The 24436-nt window shown below is 69.0% G+C and carries 27 protein-coding genes and 3 pseudogenes; 13 read left to right on the top strand and 17 right to left on the bottom strand.

What is annotated here, in order from left to right:
- Positions 1-84: 84 nt before the first annotated feature.
- Together J7656_RS09625 and J7656_RS09620 are read right to left on the bottom strand one after the other, a co-directional pair.
- Entirely contained in the window at positions 85-1374 is a 1290-nt protein-coding gene (locus tag J7656_RS09625) for a glycosyltransferase family 4 protein (protein WP_017343093.1), read from the bottom strand.
- A 335-nt stretch (positions 1375-1709) separates the two neighbouring features.
- On the bottom strand, positions 1710-2387 hold the full coding sequence (locus J7656_RS09620; protein WP_249191447.1) for an AAC(3) family N-acetyltransferase: 678 nt from the start codon (positions 2385-2387) through the stop codon (positions 1710-1712).
- Positions 2388-2836: 449 nt separating this feature from the next.
- Here J7656_RS09620 and J7656_RS14990 point away from each other — a divergent pair.
- From J7656_RS14990 to J7656_RS09605, 4 genes and pseudogenes are all read left to right on the top strand, one after another.
- Positions 2837-3097 (top strand): annotated as a pseudogene (locus J7656_RS14990) (glycosyltransferase family 2 protein); the annotation flags it as partial.
- A gap of 116 nt (positions 3098-3213) precedes the next feature.
- A complete protein-coding gene (locus J7656_RS14985; RefSeq protein WP_249191446.1) occupies positions 3214-3621 on the top strand; it encodes a glycosyltransferase family 2 protein in 408 nt (135 codons plus the stop codon).
- 118 nt (positions 3622-3739) lie between these two features.
- The gene (aglF, locus tag J7656_RS09610) at positions 3740-4492 is read left to right on the top strand and encodes a UTP--glucose-1-phosphate uridylyltransferase AglF (protein WP_017343096.1); all 753 of its coding nucleotides are present in this window, start codon (positions 3740-3742) and stop codon (positions 4490-4492) included.
- A 109-nt stretch (positions 4493-4601) separates the two neighbouring features.
- Positions 4602-5513 (top strand): NAD-dependent epimerase/dehydratase family protein, encoded by a 912-nt coding sequence (locus J7656_RS09605; protein WP_211553170.1) that lies wholly within the window; start codon positions 4602-4604, stop codon positions 5511-5513.
- Position 5514: 1 nt separating this feature from the next.
- Here the strand turns inward: J7656_RS09605 and J7656_RS09600 are convergent, their stop codons facing one another.
- The 4 genes from J7656_RS09600 to J7656_RS09585 all read right to left on the bottom strand — a co-directional run bounded on the left by J7656_RS09600 (position 5515) and on the right by J7656_RS09585 (position 6726).
- Positions 5515-5841 (bottom strand): DUF5615 family PIN-like protein, encoded by a 327-nt coding sequence (locus J7656_RS09600; protein ID WP_017343098.1) that lies wholly within the window; start codon positions 5839-5841, stop codon positions 5515-5517.
- A gap of 2 nt (positions 5842-5843) precedes the next feature.
- Complete coding sequence (locus tag J7656_RS09595) at positions 5844-6116, bottom strand: DUF433 domain-containing protein (protein WP_017343099.1); 273 nt, start codon at positions 6114-6116, stop codon at positions 5844-5846.
- 144 nt (positions 6117-6260) lie between these two features.
- Positions 6261-6470: a hypothetical protein gene (locus J7656_RS09590; protein WP_026046206.1), complete on the bottom strand. Its 210-nt coding sequence runs from the start codon at positions 6468-6470 to the stop codon at positions 6261-6263.
- Complete coding sequence (locus tag J7656_RS09585) at positions 6463-6726, bottom strand: hypothetical protein (RefSeq protein WP_026046207.1); 264 nt, start codon at positions 6724-6726, stop codon at positions 6463-6465. Before J7656_RS09585 ends, J7656_RS09590 begins: the two co-directional genes overlap by 8 nt.
- A 146-nt stretch (positions 6727-6872) precedes the next feature.
- Here J7656_RS09585 and J7656_RS09580 point away from each other — a divergent pair, with 146 nt between their 5' ends.
- Positions 6873-8144: a saccharopine dehydrogenase family protein gene (locus J7656_RS09580; protein ID WP_211553168.1), complete on the top strand. Its 1272-nt coding sequence runs from the start codon at positions 6873-6875 to the stop codon at positions 8142-8144.
- A gap of 5 nt (positions 8145-8149) precedes the next feature.
- On the opposite strand, the gene J7656_RS09575 is transcribed toward J7656_RS09580, so the two are convergent.
- From J7656_RS09575 to J7656_RS09555, 5 genes are all read right to left on the bottom strand, one after another.
- On the bottom strand, positions 8150-9070 hold the full coding sequence (locus tag J7656_RS09575) for an NAD(P)/FAD-dependent oxidoreductase (protein WP_211553166.1): 921 nt from the start codon (positions 9068-9070) through the stop codon (positions 8150-8152).
- Between the two features lie 249 nt (positions 9071-9319).
- Entirely contained in the window at positions 9320-10225 is a 906-nt protein-coding gene (locus J7656_RS09570) for a 4Fe-4S binding protein (protein WP_211553164.1), read from the bottom strand.
- Positions 10226-10351: 126 nt separating this feature from the next.
- On the bottom strand, positions 10352-11080 hold the full coding sequence (locus J7656_RS09565; protein WP_017343104.1) for a type 1 glutamine amidotransferase: 729 nt from the start codon (positions 11078-11080) through the stop codon (positions 10352-10354).
- Positions 11081-11211: 131 nt separating this feature from the next.
- Complete coding sequence (locus J7656_RS09560) at positions 11212-12216, bottom strand: arsenic resistance protein (RefSeq protein ID WP_211553162.1); 1005 nt, start codon at positions 12214-12216, stop codon at positions 11212-11214.
- A gap of 456 nt (positions 12217-12672) precedes the next feature.
- Positions 12673-13644: a phosphoadenosine phosphosulfate reductase family protein gene (locus J7656_RS09555; RefSeq protein WP_211553160.1), complete on the bottom strand. Its 972-nt coding sequence runs from the start codon at positions 13642-13644 to the stop codon at positions 12673-12675.
- Between the two features lie 135 nt (positions 13645-13779).
- On the opposite strand from J7656_RS09555, the pseudogene J7656_RS09550 reads away from it, so the two are divergent.
- Positions 13780-15122 (top strand): annotated as a pseudogene (locus tag J7656_RS09550) (alkaline phosphatase family protein).
- A 55-nt stretch (positions 15123-15177) separates the two neighbouring features.
- Here J7656_RS09550 and J7656_RS09545 read toward each other — a convergent pair.
- Positions 15178-15942 (bottom strand): annotated as a pseudogene (locus J7656_RS09545) (hypothetical protein); the annotation flags it as partial.
- 24 nt (positions 15943-15966) lie between these two features.
- Complete coding sequence (locus J7656_RS09540; protein WP_017343109.1) at positions 15967-16824, bottom strand: DUF7847 domain-containing protein; 858 nt, start codon at positions 16822-16824, stop codon at positions 15967-15969.
- An 88-nt stretch (positions 16825-16912) separates the two neighbouring features.
- Here J7656_RS09540 and J7656_RS09535 point away from each other — a divergent pair, with 88 nt between their 5' ends.
- The 3 genes from J7656_RS09535 (at position 16913) to J7656_RS09525 (ending at position 18758) form a co-directional block, all read left to right on the top strand.
- On the top strand, positions 16913-17476 hold the full coding sequence (locus J7656_RS09535) for a TIGR04206 family protein (protein ID WP_211553156.1): 564 nt from the start codon (positions 16913-16915) through the stop codon (positions 17474-17476).
- Between the two features lie 70 nt (positions 17477-17546).
- Positions 17547-18497 (top strand): ZIP family metal transporter, encoded by a 951-nt coding sequence (locus tag J7656_RS09530; RefSeq protein ID WP_211553154.1) that lies wholly within the window; start codon positions 17547-17549, stop codon positions 18495-18497.
- 51 nt (positions 18498-18548) lie between these two features.
- Positions 18549-18758 (top strand): hypothetical protein, encoded by a 210-nt coding sequence (locus J7656_RS09525; protein ID WP_211553152.1) that lies wholly within the window; start codon positions 18549-18551, stop codon positions 18756-18758.
- A 22-nt stretch (positions 18759-18780) separates the two neighbouring features.
- Here the strand turns inward: J7656_RS09525 and J7656_RS09520 are convergent, their stop codons facing one another.
- Entirely contained in the window at positions 18781-19104 is a 324-nt protein-coding gene (locus J7656_RS09520) for a MarR family transcriptional regulator (protein WP_211553150.1), read from the bottom strand.
- A gap of 107 nt (positions 19105-19211) precedes the next feature.
- Complete coding sequence (gene aroC, locus J7656_RS09515; protein WP_211553148.1) at positions 19212-20399, bottom strand: chorismate synthase; 1188 nt, start codon at positions 20397-20399, stop codon at positions 19212-19214.
- A 105-nt stretch (positions 20400-20504) separates the two neighbouring features.
- Here aroC and J7656_RS09510 point away from each other — a divergent pair, with 105 nt between their 5' ends.
- The 3 genes from J7656_RS09510 (at position 20505) to hpt (ending at position 22605) form a co-directional block, all read left to right on the top strand.
- Positions 20505-20726, top strand: coding sequence for a hypothetical protein (locus J7656_RS09510; RefSeq protein WP_017343112.1), 222 nt, complete (start codon positions 20505-20507; stop codon positions 20724-20726).
- An 89-nt stretch (positions 20727-20815) separates the two neighbouring features.
- Entirely contained in the window at positions 20816-21592 is a 777-nt protein-coding gene (locus J7656_RS09505) for an enoyl-CoA hydratase/isomerase family protein (RefSeq protein WP_211553146.1), read from the top strand.
- A gap of 443 nt (positions 21593-22035) precedes the next feature.
- Positions 22036-22605 (top strand): hypoxanthine/guanine phosphoribosyltransferase, encoded by a 570-nt coding sequence (gene hpt, locus J7656_RS09500; protein WP_006628363.1) that lies wholly within the window; start codon positions 22036-22038, stop codon positions 22603-22605.
- Positions 22606-22670: 65 nt separating this feature from the next.
- Here hpt and J7656_RS15090 read toward each other — a convergent pair whose 3' ends face one another.
- On the bottom strand, positions 22671-22805 hold the full coding sequence (locus tag J7656_RS15090) for a hypothetical protein (RefSeq protein WP_283091175.1): 135 nt from the start codon (positions 22803-22805) through the stop codon (positions 22671-22673).
- Between the two features lie 482 nt (positions 22806-23287).
- Between J7656_RS15090 and J7656_RS09495 the strand changes: the two genes are divergently transcribed.
- Complete coding sequence (locus J7656_RS09495; RefSeq protein ID WP_211553145.1) at positions 23288-23965, top strand: type 1 glutamine amidotransferase domain-containing protein; 678 nt, start codon at positions 23288-23290, stop codon at positions 23963-23965.
- Between the two features lie 33 nt (positions 23966-23998).
- On the opposite strand, the gene J7656_RS09490 is transcribed toward J7656_RS09495, so the two are convergent.
- Positions 23999-24301, bottom strand: a complete 303-nt coding sequence (locus J7656_RS09490) for a transcriptional regulator (protein ID WP_211553144.1) — start codon at positions 24299-24301, stop codon at positions 23999-24001.
- Positions 24302-24436: the final 135 nt, after the last annotated feature.

Below are 24436 nucleotides of genomic sequence, written 5' to 3'. Positions count from 1 at the left end.
ATTATTATACGGCTCATACCCCCCGACAGGAACGGCTTTCTCGCCGATTTCCGACGCTCGCTCCGCTCTCCGACGGCGCGCGCGTCAGTGATCCGGATTCCGCGCTCGCGTGTCGGCGGCCGCGTCAGCGTCTCTGTCGCCGTCGACCTCGGTCGCCCCCGAGCCGCCGTCGACCGCGTTCGCGTCCCGATTGCCGTCGAGGACCCGCGCGTACAGCGCGAGCAGCTCGTCGACCACGTCGGGCCACGCGTACGACGCCTCGATCCGCCGGCGGCTCTCCCGCCCCATGCGCTCGGTCCGGTCCGAGTCAGAGAGCAGGACCTCGAGGGCGTCGGTCAGCGCCCGCACGTCGCCGGGCGCGACGAGGGCGCCGTTCTCCTCGTCGACGATCGAGGGGATCCCGCCGACGTCGGTCGAGACGATCGCGTTCCCCCCGGCCATCGCCTCCAAGACGGCGATCGGGAGCCCCTCTGCGCTCGTCGGGAGGACGTAGACGCTCCCCTCGCCGAGGAGCTCGCGCTTCCGCTCCTCGGAGACGAAGCCGACGTACTCGACGCCGTCGTGCGCGTCGGCGACCGCCTCGGCATGCCCCGAGAGCGGCCCGCTGCCGGCGATCGTCGCGCGGAACCGGACCCCGTCGGCCCGGAGTTCACTGATCGCCTCGGTCACCTCGACGATCCCCTTCCGCTCGATGTGGTTGGAGACGAACACGAGGTGCGGCGGGTCGGCGGTCGGGTCCACCTCGTACTCGTCCGGGTCGACCGCGTTCGGGATGACGACGATGCGCTCTGGCGGGACGCGCGCCGAGAGGACGTCTCGCCACCCCTCCGAGAGGGCGACGACCGCGTCGCAGGCGTCGAACACCGCGCCCTGAAACCGCGCGGCCGGCGCCGACGCGTCCTCGACGAACGAGTCGAACGACGAGCCGTGGACGTGGAGTATCACGGGCCGTCGCCACAGCCACCGCGCGAGCAGGACGTACGGCGCCGAGAGGTAGAACGACAGCGAGTGGGACGTGTGGACGTGAACGACGTCGGGGCGCCGGCGGGCGAGGAACCCGATCCAGCCGAGCAGGACGACCGCCGCGGCCCGGAGGTACCCGACCGGTCCCTCCGGGGTGCGGACAGCGGTGTCGACGATGTCGAGGTCGACCCGGTCTTCGAGGTACCGCCGCTGCTCGGCGATGTACCGACCGATGCCCCCCGTCCCCTCGGTCCGATACCCCGCGGGGCCGACGACGAGCACCTCGGTTGACGCGTCGACGCTCGCCGCCTCGGCGCCCCGTCCGGCGGCGGCTTCTTCATTCGAGTCGTCGCCGGCGGATCCCTCTCCCCCAGCGCTCGCCTCTCCGTCTGCCTCGCCGACGGCGCTCATTTCGTCCCTCGCCGCTCGCGACGGTCGGCCGGATCGTCCGAACTTGTACTCGACCGTCCGGGCCGAGAGTAGTCGGTCATACCGATGCCTCCCCGGCGGCGAGGTTTGTTATCCGTCGGCTACCGGGGTGACGCTTCGCGAGGGCCCTGTATCGGAGAGACACCCGACTGCGCGTTACGGAATCACGCCGCGTCGTCACAGCGTCACGAGGTACGCCGGGTCCGCCTCGAGGCGCGGGACGAGCGACGACTTCAGATCGCCGAGCGTGAAAAAGAGGAGTCGTAACCCGTTCAGGTCGTACCTGTGGATCGCCCCGTCGCGCTCTAGGTCCCGTGTCAGCTTCGGCTTGTTCCACGAGTAGAACGGCGACGTCCGGACCCCGCAGGTCTGCTCGATCGGCTCGCAGCCGTCCCCTCAGAACAGATCACGCCCTCGAACGTCTCCTCGGAGACGTAGTCGAGACCCATGCGGCTCTCGAAGTAGTGGAGGTGCGAGCAGGTGATCCACGGCGTCCCGATGTCGATTATCAGCGTGTCCTCCTCGACGAGGCGGGCGAAGCAGCCGTCCTCGGCGTAGCTGTCCGCGTGGCGGCAGCCGTCGAATCGGTACGGCCCCCGCACGAGGATCGACTTCATCGCGTCGTCGGTCCGGTAGTCGGCGTCCCGGAGGAACAGCTTCCCGAAGGTGCCGTGCTTCGGCCGGGAGTGCTGCTTGTGGTACACCCCCGAAGTCTCGAAGTAGTCGGTGAACCCCGGGGCGAGCACGCTTCGAAATCGCTCGTCGAGCGTCGACCGGACCAGGGCGTAGGGGTCGCCGCCGAACGCCCGCTTCACGTCGCGCAGCCCGACGTGAACGAACGCCTTCGAGTGCCCGTCGCCGTGGCGATCGAGGAGCGCCTCCAGCCGGGAAACCGGGGCGTCGCCGGCGCTCCGTCGCCGGTTCAGCCGCTTGAGCGCTTGGTGTTTGACCAGGTTCGCGGCCCTGCTGGCCTCGGTCAGTGGGTCGGGTGCCATGGCTGGGTCCGCCGCGGTCGACCGCCGCGGTCGTACTCGTCGATCGTAGCGGTCGTCACGTAGTTACGCCCGGTCTATCCGGCGGTAATCCCGTCTTACCGGCGGGCGGACCCGGTCGGAGTCGCCGGACCTCGGTCGCGAGGAGCTCGGAGTTCCCCGCCGCGTCGGTTCCGGGGGGTCAGACCTCTCACCCCGACGGCTCTCAGACCGTACCTCCGCCTCGATCGGTCGTGCCTTCGCCTCGATCGGTCGGGCCCACCGCGCCATCGGGCTGGCTCTCCGCTCCGTCGAGCCGTCCTCCTCTCCACCGAACCCCCCAAGTCGGGACGCGTGAGTCGGAACCGAAGCCCGGACGCCGAACCGGACCGGAAGCCGCCGGAGCGGAGCGGCGACCGGGGGGAACCGATAAGCGATCTATAACGAAAGCTTGGAGATTCGTTTGGTCCCACATGCCGGACATCAGTGTCGTTATCCCCACGCTGAAACCCCCCGACGAAGTCGAGTGTCTCGACTACCTGGCCGAGGGCTCCTTCTCGGACTACGAGGTGTGCCTTCAGAGCGAATCGACGGCGACGTCGGCGCGGAACGCCGGCATCGAGCGCGCCGAGGCGGACAAGCTGGTGTTCCTCGACGACGACTCCCGGCCGCGAGACGGCTACCTCGCTCGGATGTCTGAGGTGTTCGAGACCGAGACCGCCGTCGCGGGCCGGACGGTCCACCCACGCGACGACGTCTTCGCCGGGAAGCTCACCGGGCACTACGACTTCGGCGACGAGCCGCGCTACGTCACCCGGTTCTGGGGCTGTAACATGGGGTCCACCGGGACGTGTTCGACGAGATCGGCGGGTGGGACGAGGCGATCCCGTGGGGCCACGAGGAGGTCGACCTCGCGGAGCGGACGCTCACCGTCTCCCCGATCTACTACGACCCGGAGCTTGTCGTCGACCACCCGTACGCGGACTCGGTGACCGACTACCTCACGAAAACGTACCGACAGGAGCGGGAGCAGCCGTACCTGTGGAGCAAGTCGGGCCGGAACCGCCGGGAGCAGTGGCTGGCGATCGCCGGGGACGCGCTCACGCCAGCGAACTACCTCGGCGTCCCGGTGCGGTCGGCGCTGCTCCACGGTGCCGGCACCCTGGCGCGGGCCGCGGGCCGGATCAGCGGGATGCGTCGCCACGAGGCCGCCGGGAACGACCGGGACCCGTCGCCGACTGCGAGCGCCGAGCGGTAGCGACCGCCGAAGGGGGCACCGAGGCGAGCCCCGTCGATCCCCGCCCACGACCGGGCGAACGCCGGCGAGAGCCCGTAAGCGGCTCATACTTTAGGTCGTGTTTCGGGGAGAGACGGATATGAAAGCAGTCATCCTCGCGGCGGGGAAAGGCACGAGGCTCAAGCCGCTGACCGACGACAAGCCGAAGGCGCTCGTCGAGGTCGCCGGCCGACCGCTGCTGGAACACGTGTTCGAGCAGCTGGCCGAGGTCGGCATCTCGGAGTTCGTCGTGGTCGTCGGCCACCGGAGAGAGCAGATAACCGAGCGGTACGGGGGCGAGTTCGAGGGGACGCCGATCACGTACGTCCACCAGGAGGAGCAGCTCGGGCTCGCGCACGCGCTACTTCGGGCCGAGCCGCACGTCGACGACGACTTCGCGCTGATGCTCGGCGACAACATCTTCCGCGCGAACCTCGGGGACGTCGTCGAGCGCCAGCGCCGCGGTGACGTCGACGCCGCCTTCTTAGTCGAGGAGGTCCCGCTCGACGAGGCGGGGCGATACGGCGTCTGTCGGACCACGGCGGACGGCGAGATCGTCGAGGTGGTCGAGAAGCCCGACGACCCGCCGTCGAACACGGTGATGACGGGCTTTTACACCTTCTCGCCCGCGGTGTTCGACGCCTGTCGCCTTGTTCGCCCCTCCGACCGCGGGGAGTACGAACTCCCGGACACAATCGGGCTGCTGCTGGAGTCCGGCCGGACCATCGAGGCGACGCTGATGGACGGCTGGCGGGTCGACGTCGGGTACCCGGAGGACCGCGACCGCGCCGAGCGCCGCCTGCGCGCCGAGGCGGAGTCGGCGGTCACCGGCGGCGAGCCGACGACCGACTGACCCCGCGACGGTGAGGCGGTCAATTCGGGGGGCGGTCGACCGCGCCGCCGCGGCCGCCGGCGGCCTCGAAACCGAAGCGCTCAACCCCCGCCCGCGAGGAGTCGTGCCTATGCAGGACAAACGCGTCCTCGTCACGGGCGGGGCCGGATTCATCGGCTCGAACCTCGCGAACCGGCTCGCAAGCGACAACGACGTGATCGCGGTCGACGACACCTACCTCGGCACGCCCGAGAACCTCGACGACGACGTCGAGTTCGTCGAGGCCTCGGTCGTCGACGGCGAGTTCCCGGTCGACGTCGACGTGGTCTTCCACCTCGCCGCGCTCTCCTCGCGGAACATGCACGAGAACGACCCCCAGCGCGGCTGCCGCGTCAACGTCGAGGGGTTCGTCAACACCGTCGAGCGCGCCCGGAAGGAAGGTTGCGAGACGGTCGTCTACGCCTCGACCTCCTCGATCTACGGCAGCCGCACCGAGCCTTCCCCGGTCGACATGGACGTGGAGGCCCACACCGCCTACGAGGCTTCCAAGCTCGCGCGCGAGCGCTACGCCGAGTACTACGCCAACCACCACGACATGGCGATGGCCGGGCTGCGGTTCTTCTCGGTGTACCAGGGCTTCGGCGGCAACGAGGAACACAAGGGCGAGTACGCGAACACGGTCGCGCAGTTCGCGGACGCCATCGCGAACGGCGAGGCGCCCGAGCTGTTCGGCGACGGCACCCAGACGCGCGACTTCACGCACGTCTCGGACGTCGCTCGCGCGTGCGAACTCGCCGCCGACCACGAGCTGACCGGCGTGTACAACGTCGGCACTCAGGAGGCGTACTCGTTCAACGAGATGGTCGCGATGATCAACGACGCGCTCGGGACCGATACCGACCCCGAGTACATCGAGTGCCCGTTCGACGGCTACGTCCACGACACGATGGCCGACTACTCGACGTTCCACGAGGCGACCGGCTGGGAGCCGGAAATCTCCTTCGAGGAGGGCGTCGAGATGGTGTGCGAATCGTACAAGTAGCTCAGGCCCACCCGTCCGGGACGACCTCGACGATCTCGGTATGGTCGTCGTACGCGTCATCGATCAGCCGGATAGCAGTTAGTACGTCGCCGACAGGCGGCTGATCGAGTTGATGGAAATACAGACAGCCACATCGTTCCGACAACTCGAAGAAGTCATCGTCTGCGGTTAACACGACATACCCGTTTTCGCGAGCGTACGCCGCGATATCGGGATCGGTCGCACGAGGATCGAGCGCATCACGGACAGTGACTGCCCGAAGGTCGGGCGCTTCGATACAGGCGTCGATATACCGACGTGCGACGTTCTGGTCGCAGAGGAGCCGCATTACTATTGCGTCCGACTCGCGTCGCTCAGTCGGTCACGAGTCGCTTCCGCCTCCGCCGCGACCGCTTCCATCTCGTCGGGATTCGACTCGTAGTACTCGATAGCGGCGTCGATCTCGTCGGCCGTCAGACCGAACTCCTCGGCGACGGCCGCCCTCGACCAGTCGTGCTCGCGGACCAGCGACCCTACTTGGTGGACGCCGACGCGCGTTCCCTCTACCCGCGGCTTCCCGCCGAGTACGTTCGGCGTCGAAACAACGGGGATGGTCACGCTCATGGTCATATTTCTCCGTGAAGCGGCATAACAGTTTGGCGAAAACGCTGCTCAGGCCGAGTTCCTCTCTACGAAAACGCGTTTAGGACGACACGTCAGGTTGCTCCGGAGATCCAACTGCGGGGCTCTCCCATCGACCGATCGGCGTCAGGACGCGTCGACCGCGCTGCCGGCGGCGACGAGGAAGCCGATGATCGCGGTGACCAGCCCCACCATCCCGATGGCGACGGCGCCGATCTGGAAGGCGTCGCCCGACAGTCGCTGTGCCGTGAGGAACAGGAAGACGGTCGTGACGAAGCCGACGAGCGCTAAGATTCGCCCGAAGCGGCCGGTGTCGATTCCGGGTTCACTAGACACGATTGAGGATCTCCTTGAGGACGCCCTGGTACTCGTCGTCGGTGGCCGCGTTCCCGAGCGAGTGGATGGACTGACAGATCCACAGCCCGGCCGTGAAGTTGATGAACGCCGCCATCGAGACGGTGCCGACCTGCCCCTCCACGAACAGCCCCGTGACGACCGCTCCCACGAACCCCCCCGCCATGAGCGCGTGCGTGACGAGCGATCGGGTCCCGAAGTCCGCGAGCTGTAGTGACAACCGAGTGCCGACTGGCATACCAGTCGTTGCGGCTGTGTATGTAAAGAGGTAGCGCGTGGCGCAGGGTCGGCGTCGCTCGGATCCCCGTCCGGCCGACCTCGTTCGCGCGCTCGGCGGACCCGGACCCCACCAGTTTACCGCGGCCGCTCCGTAGTGGCGCCCGAATGACCGACGCCGATCCGACGCACGACGTCGTGGTGTGGGGCGCGACCGGTGTCGCCGGGCGGTTCACCGCCGAGCACCTCACCGAGCAGTACGGGCCCGAGGAGCTCTCGCTGGCCGTCGGCGGGCGGAACCGGGAGAAGCTCGACGCGCTCGCCGACGACCTCGCCCGTCGCGGCGACGCGCGGGACGACATGCCCGTCGTCGTGGGCGACGCGACCGACCCCCAGAGCCTGCGCGCGATCGCCGAGGACGCTCGGGTCGTCTGTACGACTGTCGGGCCGTACACCCGACTCGGGTCGCCGCTGGTCGAGGCCTGCGTCGAGGCGGGCACGGACTACTGTGACCTCACCGGCGAGGTGAACTGGGTGCGCGAGACCGTCGACCGGTTCCACGAGGCCGCGGTCGAGAACGGCGCGCGGATCGTCCACAGCTGCGGGTTCGACTCCGTCCCGGCGGACCTCGGTACGCTGCTCGTCCAGTCGTTCGCGAGGAAGGAACACGACGCGCCCTGCGACACGGTCCGGATCTACCTCGACGGCGGCAGCGGGAGTGTCAGCGGCGGCACGCTGGCGAGCTTCGGCGAGCTGTTCGAGGCGGCCGCGACCGACCCCCTCGCCCGGGAGGCGCTCCGGAACCCCTACTCGCTGGCGCCGCGGGGCGAGCGGAGCGGCGTCGACGCCGGCGAACAGCGCTGGCCGCAGCGAGACGCGCTTCGAGGCGGGTGGAGCGCTCCCTCGCCGATGGCCCCGGTGAACGAGCGCGTGGTGCGCCGGAGCAACGCGCTCCTCGACTACTCGTGGGGCCGCGAGTTCCGGTGTACGGAAGTCATCCCGACCGGGACCGGACCGCGGGGCGCGGCGACCGCGGGCGCCGTCGCCGGCGGGCTCGGCCTGTTCACGGCCGCGATGTCAGTCGGACCGATCCGCTCGGCGCTCCGTCGGTACTTCTTCCCTGACCCCGGCGAGGGGCCGACGCGGGAGGAAGCGGAGGCCGGGAGCTTCCTGATCCGGCTTCTCGGGCGCGGCACGGGCGCTGACGGTGCCTTCACCGTCGAGGCCGAGTTCGGCGCCGACCGCGACCCCGGCTACGGCGCGACCGCGCGGATGCTTGGCGAGTCGGCCGTTTCTCTGGCCCACGACGAGGTCGACTCCCCGTTCGAGGGCGGCGTGTTGACGCCGGCGTCGGGGATCGGCCTCCCGCTCGCGGAGCGACTGCGCGAGGTCGGGTTCACCGCCTCGGTCGACGAGGCCGGGCCGACCGTCGACGAGTAAGCCGCTCAGGCCGGCTGTGAGTCCAGCTTCTTGTAGTCGATGTAGTCGGCGCCGCGGAGCTCCTCGAGCAGGTTGATCGCCGCGCGGGCGCCCTCGCCGACGGAGGTCGCGATCTGCTGGTGGCCGCCGGTGACGTCGCCCGCCGCGTACACCCGGTCGACCGGCGTCGACTGGTCGGGGTCGGTGACGATGTCGTCGCCGTCGACGGGGACGCCGAGCATCTCCGCGAGGTCGGTGCCACCGGCGGTACCCAACGCGACGAAGAGTCCGTCGACCGAAATCTCGTCTCCCGCCTTTGTCACGACGGTCTCGAGTACTTCTCCGCCGGCGAGTCGGTCCAAGTCGTCGGTGATGACAGGGATCCCGGCGTCGTCGACCCGCTCTTTGAGCTCCTCGCCGGCCTCGAACGACGACCCGTTGGTGAGGATTCGGACGTCGTCGGTGTAATCGAGCAGCATCAGCGCCTCCGTCGCGGCGTAGTTGTCGTTGCCGACGACCGCGACGGGGCTGTCGCGGTAGAAGTAGGCGTCACACTCGACGCAGTAGGAGACTCCGTGGCCCTCGTACGCCTCGACGTCCGCGATGGCCGGCCGCTCGTAGTCCGCGCCCGTCGCGAGGATCACGCCGTCGACGACGTACTCGTCGACCGTCGTCTCGACGCGGTACCGCTCGCCCTCCGGCTCGATCCGAACGACCTCCTCCTCGACGATCTCGGCCCCGTACTTCTGGGCGTGTTCCCGTCCCAGATCGACGAGCTCCGGGCCGGTGACGCCGTCCGGGAACCCGTAGACGTTCTCCATGGTGTCCACGTCCCGGGTCGTCCCGCCCCCGTCGTCAAACACCAGCGTTCGCTTGTCCGCGCGGGCCGTGTAGATGGCCGCGTTCAGTCCCGTCGGTCCGCCGCCGATGATCGCGACACCAGACATCTGTATTGTAACAAACGCACTATACTACCTTATGCGTTGCGCCCGCTCGGCGTGCGGTAGTCGACCCACACCGATCCGCCATCGATGGTTTGCGGCCCGAATCGGTCCTGAAGACCGGTTCCGTACTCCTGAACCCCCCCCCTTCGAACTCGCCGACGATCGACGCGACGGGCACCCGCGCGGCCTCGTTGTGTATATCCAACACATTCTCGTCCGGGCGATGAAGGCGGGTCGTCGGGTCGCAGTCGGCTACTCTTCGTCGAGCGACAGCGCGTCCGTCGGACACTCCTCGACGCAGGCGGCGCACTGTAGGCAGTCGGCGTGGTCGACGACGCCGTCGACCTCGCGGGCCGATCCCTCGAGACCGCCCGGCGAGAACACGTCGCCGTGGTCCGTGACCTCGCCCTCGGCGTACTGCCCCGGACGGATCTCCTGTCGGCAGACCGTCCCGCAGCGACCGCAGCTCACGCAGGCGTCCGCGTCGACCTCGACGCGCGGCGCCGGATCGCGACCGAGCGCCTCCGCGACGCGGTGGACGGCGTGCGAGAGCGTCCCGGCCGGGCAGATCTGACACCAGGCCCGCTGGTGGTACACGACGCCGAGAACGACCGCGACGAGCGTGCTGACGCCGAGCATCGTGAGGAACGGCACGCCGAGCGACCCGCCCTGCCGCCACGCGGCGTGGAGTCCCGTCCCCAAGAGTCCGAACGCCGTCAGGGCCACGGCCGCGCGGGTCAGCGGATGCTTGAACCAGTCCGGCGTCCGCTTTCCACGGCTGAGCAGGCGGACGTAGCCGTCGAGCAGGCCGCCGCGCGGACAGAGGTGATTACAGTAGAACCGGCCGCGGACGGCGCCGACGCCGACCGCCGCGGCGGCGCAGCCGACGACGCCGACCCCCGCGACGAGGGGGTACCAGAGCGCCGCCGCCAGCAGTCCGACGAAGGCGACGCCGAGGTAGCGCTGCCAGCGTCGCCGTCGTTCGATCGAGTCATCGCCAACCGGCCGCCGGCGGATCGTGTCGAGCCCCCGCTTGTCGAACCACGGCTCCCCGTCGCGTACCCGTCGGACCCTCTCGACGAGTCGCTTCGTTCGCTCACCGGCCGTCACCGACCGCGCCCTGTCCACGAGTTCGCTTGCTCGGTCTCGCAGGCTCATCTTCGACGCAGACGATCCTGTCCGGCGCGTCAGACTTAGTAGTTTGGAAAAACCACAATTCTACACAATACTATCTCGCCAACCCGCTCGGCCGTCGCGACTCCGCTCCGTCAGCGGGTTCGCCGGTCACCTCGTCCGAGGAGGGATCGGGTCCGCCCGGCGGACCGGCTGGTGGCGCTCGGCGAGGCGCCGGAAGTTCTCGAATATCTGCTTGCTCGCCCGCGCCGCCTCGACGGATTCGTCGGTGATCCCGTCCAGCACGGAGCGGATCCGATCGTCCGGAAGGTCCTTCCCTTCCGTCACCCAGACAGCCGTCTCGCGGTCGTACTCCGGGTGGAACTGTATCCCGTAGCTACTGCCGATGCGGAAGGCTTGGACGCCGTGGCCGTTGCGTGCGAGCGTCGTCGCACCCGGCGGGAGTTCGGCGACGCGGTCGGAGTGCGTCTCGAAGCTGACGAACCGCTCCGGGATCCCCTCGAACAGCGGGTCGTCGCCGAGGCGCACGATCCGCTCGTATCCGAGTTCGTACTCCGCCATGTCGACGACGCGCCCGCCGAGGGCCTGCGCGAGGAACTGGTGTCCCCAGCAGATGCCCAGCGTCGGCACGTCCGCCCGGTGGACCCGACGGATCCACTCCGTCAGCTCGTGAATCCAGTCGCGGTCGTCGTACGCCGAGGTCTGTGACCCGCTGATGACGACGCCGTCGAACCGCCATTCGGACGCCGACACCGACGGCGGGAACTCGCCCTCGCTCGCCTTGTAAACGACGACCTCCGCGTCGAGTTCCCGACGGAGGTTCGACTCCGCGGGCGTCTCCCCCACCGACGCATCGATCACTGCGAACGTTACGCTCATGTGTCTACCGAGGCGCACTACGGTCAAATTACTTTGTGTGTAATGTACTATACACACACTATCGATGTCGATCCGACGAGAGCCGGTGGCGCTCGCTCGGTACCGGACCGCGACGGCGAGACGCCCGCCGCTCAGATGAACTCCGCGACCGCTTCACGGAGAGAGCGTCCCTCACCGACGACGTCGCGCCGATAGTGCATGTAGACCGCGCCGAGCGGGGGCTGGATAACGTACGCCAGTGCGATCGGTAACACCGCACCGGAGGGCACCGCGTCCCCGGCGACGACGATCGCCAGCGCGATCGACAGGTTTCGCATGCTGGTCGCGTACACGAGCGCGACGCCCCGTCGCGGGTCGAGCAGCGTCCGTCCGGCGGCCGCGGCGACGCCGAGGACCGCCGCGTAAAACACCACCAGCGGAACGACCGTCACCGCCGACGCGACGGGATCCGCGAGGATCTGCCCGGACCGCATCGTCATCGCGACGAACACGATCAGCATCACGCCGAGCGACGACAGCCCGCCGAACAACGGCTTCAGGCGCTTGAAACCCGCCGTGGAATACCGGCGGAGCAACAGCCATCGAGTGACCGTCCCAGCGGCCATCGGGATGACCACCACCTGCGCGAGCTGTCGGTACAGCGCCGAGGGGTCGAACCCGATGTCGGCGGGCACGAGTACGGAGAGGTACGCCGGGAGAATCACGATCGCCGCTAACAGGTTGACCGCCATCGCGACCAGCGCCGCCTCGAGGTCTCCGTCGGCGAGGCCCGTCCACGCGGCGGTCATCCCGGAGGTCGGGATGAGCGCGATGAAGTACAGTCCGACGGCGTACTCGATGTCGCCGCCGAAGAAGCCTCGCGAGAGGGCGACCGCGAACAGCGGCGCCGCGCCGAAGTTGATCAGCAGGCTCAACCCCACTGGACCGGCGTGGTCGCGGACGTTGATCACTTCCCGAAGGTCGATGTTGATCATCATCGGGTAGATCATCAGGAACAGGATCGGGACGACCGCGGCTCGCAGGAGCGCCTTCGTCCCCGAGCCCGCGACCTGGCCGAAGGCCAGCCCGGCGACCAGCGAGGCGACGACGACGTAGATGAGGTTCTCCTTGATTCCGGTGAGGAACGGGCGTATCATCTGATGGACATGGACAGTTCGTGATGCGGGCGCTTGCCGTGCCGATACGCTCTCTTCCGTCGGGCGGGCGTTCGCTCTGTCATCTCTCGAGCATCCGGTCGGCCGGCCGTCGACGCCTCCGGCCGGCTTCGGGACTCTATACGCGATAACGCACGACGCAACCAAAAATGTATGGTATACACAATTCTACTGCGGCCGGACGGAACGACCTCGGTCGCGACTCCGGCCGCACATTTCACAGCCAAACGCTACTGTCGCTCATTCATCGCATATATGTAACGCCGATCTCCGGGAACAGAGGCGAACGGAGAGATGTGCGATCTGTCCAATCACACGCCGGTGATCCGCTCGTCGGAACCGAATACGGAGTCAGTCCGACCTCGCGAGGGCGTCGATCTCGGGGGCGTGACCGAAGAAGGAGCCGTTCGTCGATTGACCGCGCGTCGCCCGCGTGGCTTACATGTAGCCGAGGTCGCGCAGGCGCTCCATCAGGTCCTCCTTGTCCTGGGCGCGGCCGGCGCGCTCGGTCGTCTCGTCGAGGTTCTGGAGCCACGCGGGCTCCTCGGTCGTCTTCTCCGTCGAGACCTCGCTGCCGAGCGAGCGGAACCCGGCGAAGTATTTCGGCGAGATCGGCACGTCCTCCTGCGTGACGCCCTCGGGGAGGTCGTCGTCGGCCTGCGGGATGTACCCCTCGTCGGGGAACGCCTCGACGGTGTCCGGGACGACGAAGTTCCAGAAGGCCTCCCACACGTCGGCCTCGGCGAACTGGAGGATGGGCTGGATGCGGTCGTGCGGCGGGAACAGGTCGGGGTCGTGGCGCGGCGAGAAGAACGTCTCGTCCGCGCGGGCCTCCTGCTCGTCCCAGCGGACGCCGGAGATGACGCCGTCGATGTCGTGCTCCTCGAGGGCGTCGTTGAGCGCGACCGTCTTCAGCAGGTGGTTGCCGACGTACGTGTCGAGCAGGAACGGGAACGAGTCCTCCTCGAACTCTAAGATCTCCCGGATGTGGTGCTGGTTGTGCTCCGAGAGTGCGTCGACGGGGATGTCGTCGCCGGGTTCGAGGCCGTGTTCCTCGACGTAGTCGCCGACGTCCTCGTTGCGGGCGTACACGAGGTCGATATCCCACTCGTCGGCCCAGTGCTCGACGAAGTCGGTGATGTCGTCGAAGTGCTGGAAGTGGTCGATGAAGACGGCGGTCGGCTTCTCGTGGCCGTACTCCTCGGCTACCTGATTGATGAAGTACAGCGTCAGCGTGGAGTCCTTCCCGCCCGTCCACATCACCGCGGGGTTGTCGTACTGTTCGAGCCCGCGGCGGGTGACCTCGACCGCCTTCTCGATTTTGTGCTGGATCGACGGGTAATCCTCGGGGGTCTCCCCCTCACCGTCGGTGTAATCGACGTCGACGCTCGCCGGGAAGTCGTCGCTCATACGGCGTAGCCGTCGCCGCCGAGACGAATAGGCTTTCTGAATCGCGGGCGCCCGAGGGAGCGCCGACCGAGGGCGGTCGCCGCCGCTGTCCCGCGGAACACAAGGGATATGCCGGCTCCACCGGAACCTCCGGACATGGGTCTGTTCGACCGGCTCCGCGGCGACGACGACGAGCGCGTCGTCTTCCTCGGGATCGACGGCGTACCGCTCGACCTCGTCGAGGACCACCCCGACGTCTTCGAGAACCTGACCGACGTCGCCGAGACCGGCTCCGGCGGCCGCTTAGAGAGCATCGTCCCCCCGAGTCGAGCGCGTGCTGGCCGAGCCTCACGACCGGCGTGAACCCCGGCGCCACGGGCGTGTACGGCTTCCAGGACCGCGAGCGCGACTCCTACGAGACGTACGTCCCGCTCGGTCGCCACGTGGAGGCGACCCGGCTGTGGGACCGCGTCACCGACGCCGGCCGCGACGCGACCGTCCTCAACGTCCCCGTCACGTTCCCGCCGTCGACGCGGGTCCAGCGGATGGTCTCCGGCTTCCTCTCGCCCGACCTGGAGTCGGCGGCGAGCGACGAAGAACTGCGCGCGACGCTCGACGGCTTCGACTACAAGATCGACGTCAACGCCAAGCTCGGCCACGACGACGACAAGACGGAGTTCATCGAGAACGCGCACGCGACGCTCGACGCCCGGTACGAGGCGTTCGACCACTACCTCGCACAGGACGACTGGGGCCTCTTCTTCGGCGTCTTCATGAGCACGGACCGCGTGAACCACTTCCTGTTCGGCGACTACGCGACCGACGGCGAGTACAAGGAAGAGTTCCTCGAGTTCTACCGCAAGCTCGACGGGTACATCGGCGAGATACGCGACTCGCTCGACGACGACACCACGCTGATCGTCGCCTCCGACCACGGGTTCACCGAGCTGAACTGGGAGGTGAACTGCAACCAGTTCCTCGCCGACGAGGGGTGGCTCTCGTACGCGGACGACGACCACGACTCGCTGACCGACATCGACGACGAGGCGCGCGCGTACTCGCTCATCCCCGGCCGCTTCTATCTCAACTTAGAGGGGCGCGAGCCGGAGGGCGTCGTTCCACAAGACGAGTACGAGGCGACCCGGGAGGAGCTCATCGACGACCTCGAATCGCTCACCGGCCCCGACGGCCGGCAGGTGTGCAAGCGGATCGTGAAAGGCGAGACCGTCTTCGACGGCGACCACGACGATATCGCCCCCGACCTCGTCGTCATCCCCGCGGACGGGTTCGACCTCAAGTCCGGGTTCAGCGGCAAGGAGGCCGTCTTCACCGAGGGGCCCCGCAACGGGATGCACAAGTTCGAGAACTCGCTGTTGTACTCGACCGACCCCGACCTCGATCTCACCGACGCGAACCTCTTCGACGTGACGCCGACCGTCCTCGACCTGCTGGACGTCGAGGCCGACGACGAGTTCGACGGCGAGAGCCTGCTGGGCTGACGGCGGTCGCACCGACGGAGGCCGGATCCGCCTCGTCGCCCGCGACGCGCGCCCTCAAACCCTCCGTCGGCCGCGAACACCGCAGACAGAGGATCCCGGTTCCAGCCCAGTTCACGTGGTTCGACCCGCAGTGCGGACACTGGTGGCCGTCGTTGTCGTACTCGGTCGTCCCCCGCGGCGCGGCGAGATGGCCGTCGTCGACCGCGCGCTCGACCAGCCCCGGGAACCGCTGTTTCTTGAATCGGGCGCGGTGCGCGAGGAACTCGCCCGGTCGGCTCGGGTCGCTCCCGTGGAGGTCCTCCCATTTGATCGCTATCTCGCCGTCCGCCTGCCCCCGCGCGACCTGCTTGATCGTCGCGGCCGCGGCCTCGAACAGCGGGGTCGTCGCGAGCGCCTGCGGGGAGTCGATTTCGCCGCTCGCGGCGGCGTACCGCTCCGCGGCGTCGTCGTACGCTCCGTCGGCGCCGCCGAGCCCGCCCGCGACTCGGAAGTCGGCCACGAACTCACCGAGGCAGGCGGCCTGTCCCGGTGCCGAGAGGACTGACTCGAAGTCGCGGGCGGCGGCGATCCCCTCGGCCGCGCGTCGGTTCGCGCGCTCGTCGACGCCAGCGACGCGATACGCGACCGCCGCCGCGAGCAGCTGTTGGAGCCCCTGGCCGACCCACCCCTTCTCGTCCGGTTCGAACGGGTCCAGTTCGGGGCGCGGGTCGGCGAGCACGCGTCGCCCGCCGCGGGTGTAGCGGTCCCCGGCGCGCTCGTACTCCCGGGTCGCCAGCGCGTCGACCGCCGCGTCGTGGTGGCCGCCGTCGTCGGTGTTCACACGGTCCGTACGGCGGGCGGCGAGTTACGCCTGACGCCCCGCCGCGGGCGTCCGCTCCGAGCAGGCGCGGTAGAACGCCACCGAGTAGGTCGCCCACAGCGCGCCGAGGACGCCGGTGACCGCGATCACTCCGACCCCGACTCCGACGGTGCCGAGTGTGCCGACCTCGACGGTCGGGACCCACACCGGGGCGGACTCCATCGCCGGCGGCGGTGCGAGCGACAGCGACGCGGCGGCGACGAGGAGGCCGAACGCCGCGCCGCCGCCGGTCAGGAGGGCCGTGTAGAGGAACGCGGCTCCGAGGTTCGACCGCACGACGCGGACGCTGCGACGGAACCCGGCGACGAGTTCGGCGCCGTCGACGACGATCGCGTGGGCGTAAAACTGGAGAAAGAACGTGACGAGCAGGTACGCGGCGAACAGGCCGACGACGATGATCGCCAGCACCGCCAGGAGCGTGACGTCCTCGGCGGGGACGGCGAGGAACCCGGCGGGCTCGCTCGCGACGCTGCCCGCGATCCCGAGGAGGGCGCCGAAGAACGCGAGGAAGCCGAACGCGAGGCTCACTCCGAGCAGCGCGAGGTACGCGACCAGCAGCGGGAGATAGTGTTCCTTACCTCCCGAGACGAGCGTCGCGACGCCCGTCGTCCCGTCGAGCGCTTCGTCCGCCATCGCGAGCAGGCCGCCTTGGAAGAAGGGAGCGACGAGGATCAGCACGCCGAACGTCAGCGCGGACACCGCCGCGGACAGCTCCGGGTTCGCCGTCGGTCCCACGATCAGGTCTGGGAGCTGTGCGAGCGCGAACAGCGCCGAGACGGCGACGAGGACGGGGTTCCTCGCGACGCTACCGACGGCCGGACGGATCGAGCGGAGGGCTGGCATGGCTGGTCGGTCCCTCCGAGGACAGTAAAAACCCCTCGGCGCCAGCGCGGTCCCGACCATACTTACTCCCGGGCGTCGAACCCCTCCTATGGAGAGTTCGGACGACGCGTCGCGCTCGGCGGCGGAATCGACGTCGCGATCCGTCTCGCGGGAGAGAGCGGGCTCGCCGTCGACCAGCGGGCGCGTCGAGTGGCTCCTCGTCGTCGCGCTGCTCGCGGTCCCGATGGCGGTCGTTCCGGGCGGCGACGACGCCCCGACGCTGGTGAGCCTCTGGGGGTTCGTGACGCTCGGCGGCGACGGGAGCGGCGTCGGCGGCTACCCCGTGTGGGCGTACTTCCTCGACCAGCCGCGACCGTTCGCGACGCTCCCGCCGTCGATCCGAGCGTGGCCGCTCGCCCTCGGTTTCCACCTGCTCGCGGCCGGCAGCGCCACGAGCGGCGTCGCGCTCGGCCGGGAGGACCGCCGGGTCACAGGCGGCCTCCTCGTCCTCGCCGCGGCCGCGACCCTGTGGGTGGCGGCGGGGCTGGGCGTCCGGTTCGGCGTCGGCGCGACCGCCGGCTGGTTCGCCGTCCTCCCCGCGAGCGCGCTCGCGACCCTCGCCGTCGCGGTCGCGGCGTACGGGCGGGACCTCCGGCGCGTGGCGGTTCGCTAAGCCCGGGTCCCCGCGGACCGGCGACGCTCGCTCCCACCCATTTATGAACTCGGGCGCGTTCACGGAACGCATGACTACGCTCGCCTCGGTCCTCGGCGTGACGAGCGTCGCGGGGCTCGCCACAGGTCTCGGGGCGCTCCCCGTGTTCTTCCGCGACCGCGTGACACACCGGATCTACGACGCGGCCCTCGGGCTGGCGGCCGGACTGATGGTCGCCGCCAGCGTGTTCGGCCTCGTGATCCCCGGCATGGAAGAGGGGACGCTCCGAGCGGTGATGACGGGCGTCCTCTTTGGCGGGTTCGCGCTGCTCGGCGGGAACTACCTCGTCCCGCACCTCCACGCGGAGTACCGGGAGTGGTTCGCGGAGGGCGGCGCGACCGAGGACGACGTCGCGGGGATGGAAGCGCCGGCCGACGATCCGGTCGCCGAGGACGCTCCCCGAAGCGACGATCCGGTCGCCGAGGACGCTCCCCGAAGCGACGATCCGGTCGCCGAGGACGCTCCCCGAAGCGAAGACCCCGAGGCCGGACCGGCGGCGAGCGCCGGCGGGCTCATCGACGAGCGCGAGTCCTCGCTCCGGAAGGCGATCCTCATCGGCGGGGCGATCACCCTCCACAACGCCCCGGAGGGGCTGGCGATCGGCGTCGCGTTCGCCTCCGGGTTAGAGGAGGTCGCGCTGCTGCTCGCGGTCGTGATCGGGCTTCAGAACGTCCCGGACGGGTTCGCGTTCGCGGTGCCGATGGCCGAGACGGGGATGTCGAACCTGCGAGTGATTTGGTACACCACGCTCTCGGGGGTCGTCCCGCAGGTCGTCGCGTCCCTCTTCGGCTTCTCTCTCGTCGGGCTCAGCGCCGGGCTGTTTCCGATATCGTCGGGATTCGCGGCGGGTGCGATGCTCGCGGTCGTCTTCCGGGAGCTGATCCCCTCCTCACACGGCCACGGACACGCGGACGCCGCGACCGGCGCCTTCCTCTTCGGCTTCGTCCTGCTCGTCGTCGTCGACGCCGTCATCGTGGTGTGAGTCGCACAGACGTGCGACGCCTTTTCACCGCCGCAGGTACTGTCTCCGGCTATGTCCACGACCGTGTCGACGCCCGACGCCGACGAGACCTGCGCGTACTGCGGCTCGCGGATTTTCGACCACGACCCGATCTGTGTGCGCGACTGCGACGACGGCTGTGGCTCGCCGACGTACTTCTGTAACTACGCGTGCCTCTCCGCGCACGTCGACGAGAACGACCTCACCGCGGGGAACGCCTGCGAGTGGTCGCCGGGGGAGTGAGGACCCAGGCCGCCTTCTTCGGTCACGCTCCGTCCTCGCCGTAGTAATCGTCCGTCGTCGACGCCGAGCTCGCCGCCTGTTGCGCGGCGAACGACGCGAGCCGCTCGTTCTCGGCGATCGCCCAGTAGCGACCCCGATGGCGGACGAGTCCGCGGTCCTCGAGTCGCGATAGGACGGCACCGACGCTCCCGCGCTTGATTCCCGTCTCCTCGTGGATCTCGGTCTGGGTGAACGCTTGGTCGTCGTGTTCGGCGAGGAACGCGAGGATTCGATACGGCTGCGTTCCGGAAGCGACGTCGAGTGCCGCCTCCGGCTCGTCATCGAACGCGTCGATACCGATCGACATGTGTCATAGTCTGTAATATTCTGTAATGAATTTGTGAGCGAGTCAACGACGTATCACCTCTCGAATCAGTTGCCACCGCGAAAAGCCGCTCCGAACCGCCTCGCCCGCTACTCGTTCTCCGGGCTGCTCGGGTGGTAGTCGGTGTCGTACTGCCCCGGGTTGCCGTCGACGCGGTCGGGGTTGATCCGCCCGGCGAGCAGCATGAAGTCGAGGACGGTACAGTAGAGCATCGCCTCGACGACGGGGACGGCCCGCGGCGGGAGGACGGGGTCGTGGCGCCCGACGACCTGAATCTCCTTCTCCTCGCCGGTCTCCCAGTCGGCGGAGCGCTGTTTCTTGGGGATCGAGGTGGGCGCGTGCCACGTGGCCTCTCCGTAGATCGGCTCTCCCGTGGTTATCCCGCCCTGAAGGCCGCCGTGGTCGTTCCCCTCGGGGACGGGGTCTCCCTCGTCGCTCTCGACGTGGTCGAACGACTCGCCGTCGTCGAACGTCCAGTCCTCGTTGCGCTCGCTGCCCGTCACGTCGACGGCCTCTTTCCCGAGGCCGAACTCGACGCCGGTCGTCGCCGGGATCGAGAACATCGCCTGCCCGAGCCGGCTCGGGAACCCGTCGAAACGCGGCGCGCCGAGCCCGCGCGGGACGCCGCGACACTCGAAGTAGATCGAGCCGCCGATCGAGTCGCCCTTCTCTTGGTACTCCTCGATTAACTCCTGCATCTCGGCGGCCGCGTCGGGGTCGGCGCAGCGCACGTCGTTCTCCTCGCTGTTCGCGAGGAGCTGGTCGAAGCTCACCGGGTCGGCCTCGACGTCGCCGATGCGGTTGACGTGCGCTTTGATCTCGACGTCGTGGTCGGAGGCGTCGAGGACCTGCTCGGCGACCGCGCCCGCGGCGACCCAGTTGACGGTCTCCCGGGCTGAGGAGCGCCCGCCGCCGCCCCAGTTGCGCGTGCCGAACTTCGCGGAGTAGGTGTAGTCGCCGTGCGAGGGGCGCGGCGCGGTGACGTACGGCTCGTACTTGCCCGAGCGCGCGTCCTTGTTCTGTATCACCATCCCGATCGGCGTCCCCGTGGTGTAGCCGTCCTGAACGCCGGAGTTGACGACGACCTCGTCGGGCTCGCCCCGCGAGGTAGTGATCATCGACTGGCCCGGCTTGCGCCGGTCGAGCTGCGCCTGGATGGCCTCCTCGTCGAGCTCGACGCCCGCGGGCACGCCGGAGACGGTGACGCCCATCGCGTCGCCGTGGCTCTCGCCGTAGGTCGTCAGCTGGAAGAGTCGGCCGAACCGGTTCCCGTTCATACCCTCACGTGTGGCCGGGGGCATATAGGGGTTGCAATCCGCGCAACCGGTGTCGGCTGCCGCGCGACCGATGGCGGTATGTAACGGGAACGCGTTGGTGGGTGCGTGCGCGAACGTCTCACTTCGGACCTCGGCGTGTACGCCATCTCGGGGCTGTTCTCCCTCGTCGTCTTCGTCCTCGCGCTCGGGATCCTCTCGCGGACGCTCCCCGACGGGCTCGCGAGCCGACAGCTCGGGGGGCTGATCGTCGGCTACCTGCTGTTCGTCGGCGTGTACACGACGGCGTGGTTCATCTACACAGGGATCGACAGCCGCGAAGAGGTCTAATAGGGGACACGGGAGGCTCGCCGACCAGCGGAAGCAGCCAAGGTTCCGCCTGCCGAACCGTTTTCACGCCGCCCCGCGACGAGGTCCGTATGACTCGGGATACCATCGACTTCGACGTCGACGACCGCGGGGTCGCGACGATCACCGTCGACCGACCGGAACAGCTCAACGCGCTCACCGTCGAGACGCTCGAAGCGATCGAGGGGGCGTTAGACGAGGCCGCCGACCGCGACGCCCGCGTCCTCGTGATCGCCGGCGCGGGCGACGACGCGTTCGTCGCGGGCGCGGACATCTCCTACATGGTCGACATGTCGACGCCCGAGGCGCAGGCGTACGCAGAGCTCGGCCACCGCGTCGCGGAGGCCATCGAGACGTTCCCGGCGCCGACGATCGCCGCGGTCGACGGGTACGCCTTCGGCGGGGGCTGCGAACTCGCCTTGGCCTGTGACCTCCGCGTCGCCGCCGAGAGCGCGGTCCTCGGACAGACGGAGATCGACCTCGGCATCATTCCGGGCTGGGGCGGCACCCAGCGGCTCCCGGCGCTCGTCGGCGACGAGGTCGCCCGCCGGCTGATCTTCCTCGGCGAGCGGATCGACGCGGCCGAGGCGGCCGAGGTCGGCTTCGTCGGCGAGGTCGTCGCCGACGCAGAGTTCGACGACCGGATCGACGAGCTGGCGGGCGAGTTAGCCGCGAAGCCCGCGACCGCGCTGCGAGCCGCGAAGGAGGCGCTCAACGCGGCCGGCGAGGGGTCGGCGTCGACCGGGCTGGCCTTGGAGCGCCGGGCGTGGGCCGGCCTGTTCGGCACGCACGACCAGCGCGAGGGGATGGAGGCGTTCTTGGAGAAGCGCGAGCCGGAGTTCGAGTAGTAGAGTTGCGAACGGACGCGGTGGCGCGCGCCTCCGAGCGCCCGATAGGGCGCGAGGAGCGCGTGCGAGGGACGCCGTGAGCGACGGGCGACCGGAGGGAGCCCGGAGCGAACGGCGAGGCTGGGGAGGCGAGAGGTGCTGTGCGGGGCGGGACTCGAAGGGGCGGCCGCGAGGCGGGCGCAGGCGTTCACGAGAGCGGAGCTCTCGTGAGCCAATCAGAACGTGAAGCGTTCTGATGACGACGGTAGGACCGCAGCGAGTGAGCGGAGCGAACGAGCGAGGACCGCCCCGAGCGTGCGTCCGCCTCGCGGCCGGGGCTTCGGTGGCGTTCTGATCGCTGCGAGATTCATAAGCGGACGTTCGATTCCCCCGCTCCGTGCCATCACCTCTCATCGCGATTCCGTAACCGCCACGCTTTATTAATCCGCCCGAGTACCGGCGACATGGACCAGTTGCGGCAGTCGCTCCTCGACGCGCCGATCATCGAGAAAGGCGAGTACCAGTACTTCGTCCACCCGATCAGCGACGGCGTCCCGATGCTCGAACCGGAGCTGCTCCGGGAGATCGTCATCCGGATCATCCGGAAGGCCGAGCTGGAGAACGTCGACAAGATCGTCACCCCCGCGGCGATGGGGATCCACATCTCCACCGCGCTCTCTTTGATGACCGACATCCCCCTCGTCGTCATCCGGAAGCGCCAGTACGGCCTCGACGGCGAGGTGCCGCTGTTCCAAGAGACCGGCTACTCCGAGTCTGAGATGTACATCAACGACGTCGAGGAGGGCGACCGCGTGCTCGTGCTCGACGACGTGCTCTCGACGGGCGGCACGATGAAGGCCATCCTCGACGCGCTCACCGACGAGGTCGGCGCGGAGGTCGTCGACGTGGTCGCCGTGATCAAGAAGGCCGGCCCGAACGAGCTCGACGACACCGATTACAACGTGAAGACGCTGATCAACGTCACCGTCGAGGACGGCGAGGTCGTGATCGTCGACGCCCAGGGCGACGAATAAGTCGTCCGGAGCAGCGCAGCAGTAAAACCCGCGAAATCCTCGGTCATCCTCTTATAAATAGTCGACTACGTAGCGGCGGCGAACGCCTCCAAAGCCCCGGCCGCTTGCTTATAAATGGCTGACTGCGGATCGACGGCGAACGCCGCCAAAGCCCCAGCCGCTTGCTTATAAATGGCTGACTGCGGATCAACGGCGAACACCTCCAAAGCCCCAGCCGTGAGGGCGGCGCAGGCTCGCTGTGCGCTTCAGTCGCTCACTCCGTTCGCTCCTTCCAGTGCTTGCGTCGCCTGCGCCGCCCTCACGGCTGCCCCTTTGAGTCCCACCCCTCCGGAAGACGGTCCTGCTCGCTCACTCCGTTCGCTGCGCGGGCTGCGACTTCCGTGCTCCCGCTCGCTTCGTCGCCGGCGCTACGCGCCGGCTGCCGGAGGGACCTCCGGTCCCTCCCTGCTCGCGGGAACGCACAGCAACCGCAGCCTCACGCCTCCCCAGCCTCGTCGGCCGCCCTCCGCTTCGCTCCGGGCGCCCGACTCCCTCGCGCGGTGCCGTTCGCGGCCGCCGAGGGCGGCCGCTCACGGGCACGCGCCGACCGCACCGCCCCGGTTGTTTATAAAGCCCGCGCCGTCCCTCGCGACTGCCGGGCGCGGGCGCCTTTTATGTCGAGGTCGCGAATGGTGGGGTACACATGACTGAAGCGCTGTTCGTCGTGAGCGAGGAAGGGTACTGGGCCGAGGAGTGTATCGAGCCGCTGACGACGCTGGAGGCGGAGGGCGTCGACGTGACGGTTGCGACGCCCTCGGGGTCGCCGCCGGTCGTCGACGAGCGCTCGCTCGACCCCGAGGCCGCAGGGGGCGAGGAGCGAGTCGCGGAGCTCCGCGAGGTCGACGAGGAGCATCCCGAGCTGAACGACCCCGAACCGATCGCGACGGTGGACGCCGCCGACTACGACGCGGTCGTCTTCCCCGGCGGCCACGGCACCGTCTGGGACGTGAACCAGGACCGCCACGCCCGTCAGCTCCTGCTCGACGCGGTCGCGGGCGACGAGGGTGTCGCCCTGGTCGTCTGTCACGCGGTCGGGATTCTCGCGTTCACGCGCGAGGCCGACGGAACGCCGCTCGTCGAGGGGCGCGCCGTCACCGGGTTCCCCAACGAGTGGGAAGCGGACATCGTCGACGAGAACGATGTGATGCCCGACGGCCGGAAGCTCCCGTACTGGGTCGAAGACGAGGTCGTCCTCGCGGGCGCCGACTTCGACGCCGAGCTCGACGCCGACGAGAGCGTCACGGTCGACGGCGACCTGATCACCGCCCGCGGCCCGGGCTCCTCCGCGGCCGCGGCCGCGACGCTGCTCGACGAACTGTAGGCATCGCTCCGCAACGGCGGCCGCACCGCCTCCCTACCGGATCACGAATGCCGGCTCTTCGATCCGCTCGCTCTTACACTCGGGACACCGCGAGGGCTCGTTGACTGGGTCGTCGAAGCCGTCGAAGCCGCACTCGCGGCAGGTCGGCGGCGCGACGAGGAACTCCTCGTCCGCGTCGCCTTCGCTGCCGTCGTTTCCCTCTCGCACCGACCGCGAGACGTGTTCGAGGTGTTCGTACACGACCGGCGTCGGCAGCGACAGCGCCTCAGCGAGGTCGCTCGCCGTCCGGGGCTCCTCGCGGAGCGCGTCGGCGATCCGCTGGCGTGTCGTCTCCATGGGCGAACTTCGACGGCGACGAGCAAAACCGTCCGGGATCGCGACGCCGCGGCTCGGGGGACCGACGCCGCGGGCGCACGACATCGCCGGCGCGAGCGGTCCGACCGATGACGCGGGCACAAGAGGTATGTCACC

Origin of the sequence: Halorubrum ruber, assembly GCF_018228765.1 — an archaeon.
Lineage (GTDB): Archaea > Halobacteriota > Halobacteria > Halobacteriales > Haloferacaceae > Halorubrum > Halorubrum ruber.
This window is presented reverse-complemented; position numbering and strand designations above follow the sequence as displayed.

Bases quoted from the DNA above. Each gene is read 5' to 3' on its own strand.
- J7656_RS09625 (WP_017343093.1), bottom strand. From the start codon at position 1,374: ATGAGCGCCGTCGGCGAGGCAGACGGAGAGGCGAGCGCTGGGGGAGAG.
- J7656_RS09620 (WP_249191447.1), bottom strand. From the start codon at position 2,387: ATGGCACCCGACCCACTGACCGAGGCCAGCAGGGCCGCGAACCTGGTC.
- aglF (WP_017343096.1), top strand. From the start codon at position 3,740: ATGAAAGCAGTCATCCTCGCGGCGGGGAAAGGCACGAGGCTCAAGCCG.
- J7656_RS09605 (WP_211553170.1), top strand. From the start codon at position 4,602: ATGCAGGACAAACGCGTCCTCGTCACGGGCGGGGCCGGATTCATCGGC.
- J7656_RS09600 (WP_017343098.1), bottom strand. From the start codon at position 5,841: ATGCGGCTCCTCTGCGACCAGAACGTCGCACGTCGGTATATCGACGCC.
- J7656_RS09595 (WP_017343099.1), bottom strand. From the start codon at position 6,116: ATGAGCGTGACCATCCCCGTTGTTTCGACGCCGAACGTACTCGGCGGG.
- J7656_RS09585 (WP_026046207.1), bottom strand. From the start codon at position 6,726: ATGCCAGTCGGCACTCGGTTGTCACTACAGCTCGCGGACTTCGGGACC.
- J7656_RS09580 (WP_211553168.1), top strand. From the start codon at position 6,873: ATGACCGACGCCGATCCGACGCACGACGTCGTGGTGTGGGGCGCGACC.
- J7656_RS09575 (WP_211553166.1), bottom strand. From the start codon at position 9,070: ATGTCTGGTGTCGCGATCATCGGCGGCGGACCGACGGGACTGAACGCG.
- J7656_RS09570 (WP_211553164.1), bottom strand. From the start codon at position 10,225: ATGAGCCTGCGAGACCGAGCAAGCGAACTCGTGGACAGGGCGCGGTCG.
- J7656_RS09565 (WP_017343104.1), bottom strand. From the start codon at position 11,080: ATGAGCGTAACGTTCGCAGTGATCGATGCGTCGGTGGGGGAGACGCCC.
- J7656_RS09560 (WP_211553162.1), bottom strand. From the start codon at position 12,216: ATGATACGCCCGTTCCTCACCGGAATCAAGGAGAACCTCATCTACGTC.
- J7656_RS09555 (WP_211553160.1), bottom strand. From the start codon at position 13,644: ATGAGCGACGACTTCCCGGCGAGCGTCGACGTCGATTACACCGACGGT.
- J7656_RS09540 (WP_017343109.1), bottom strand. From the start codon at position 16,824: ATGCCAGCCCTCCGCTCGATCCGTCCGGCCGTCGGTAGCGTCGCGAGG.
- J7656_RS09535 (WP_211553156.1), top strand. From the start codon at position 16,913: ATGGAGAGTTCGGACGACGCGTCGCGCTCGGCGGCGGAATCGACGTCG.
- J7656_RS09530 (WP_211553154.1), top strand. From the start codon at position 17,547: ATGACTACGCTCGCCTCGGTCCTCGGCGTGACGAGCGTCGCGGGGCTC.
- J7656_RS09525 (WP_211553152.1), top strand. From the start codon at position 18,549: ATGTCCACGACCGTGTCGACGCCCGACGCCGACGAGACCTGCGCGTAC.
- J7656_RS09520 (WP_211553150.1), bottom strand. From the start codon at position 19,104: ATGTCGATCGGTATCGACGCGTTCGATGACGAGCCGGAGGCGGCACTC.
- aroC (WP_211553148.1), bottom strand. From the start codon at position 20,399: ATGAACGGGAACCGGTTCGGCCGACTCTTCCAGCTGACGACCTACGGC.
- J7656_RS09505 (WP_211553146.1), top strand. From the start codon at position 20,816: ATGACTCGGGATACCATCGACTTCGACGTCGACGACCGCGGGGTCGCG.
- hpt (WP_006628363.1), top strand. From the start codon at position 22,036: ATGGACCAGTTGCGGCAGTCGCTCCTCGACGCGCCGATCATCGAGAAA.
- J7656_RS09495 (WP_211553145.1), top strand. From the start codon at position 23,288: ATGACTGAAGCGCTGTTCGTCGTGAGCGAGGAAGGGTACTGGGCCGAG.
- J7656_RS09490 (WP_211553144.1), bottom strand. From the start codon at position 24,301: ATGGAGACGACACGCCAGCGGATCGCCGACGCGCTCCGCGAGGAGCCC.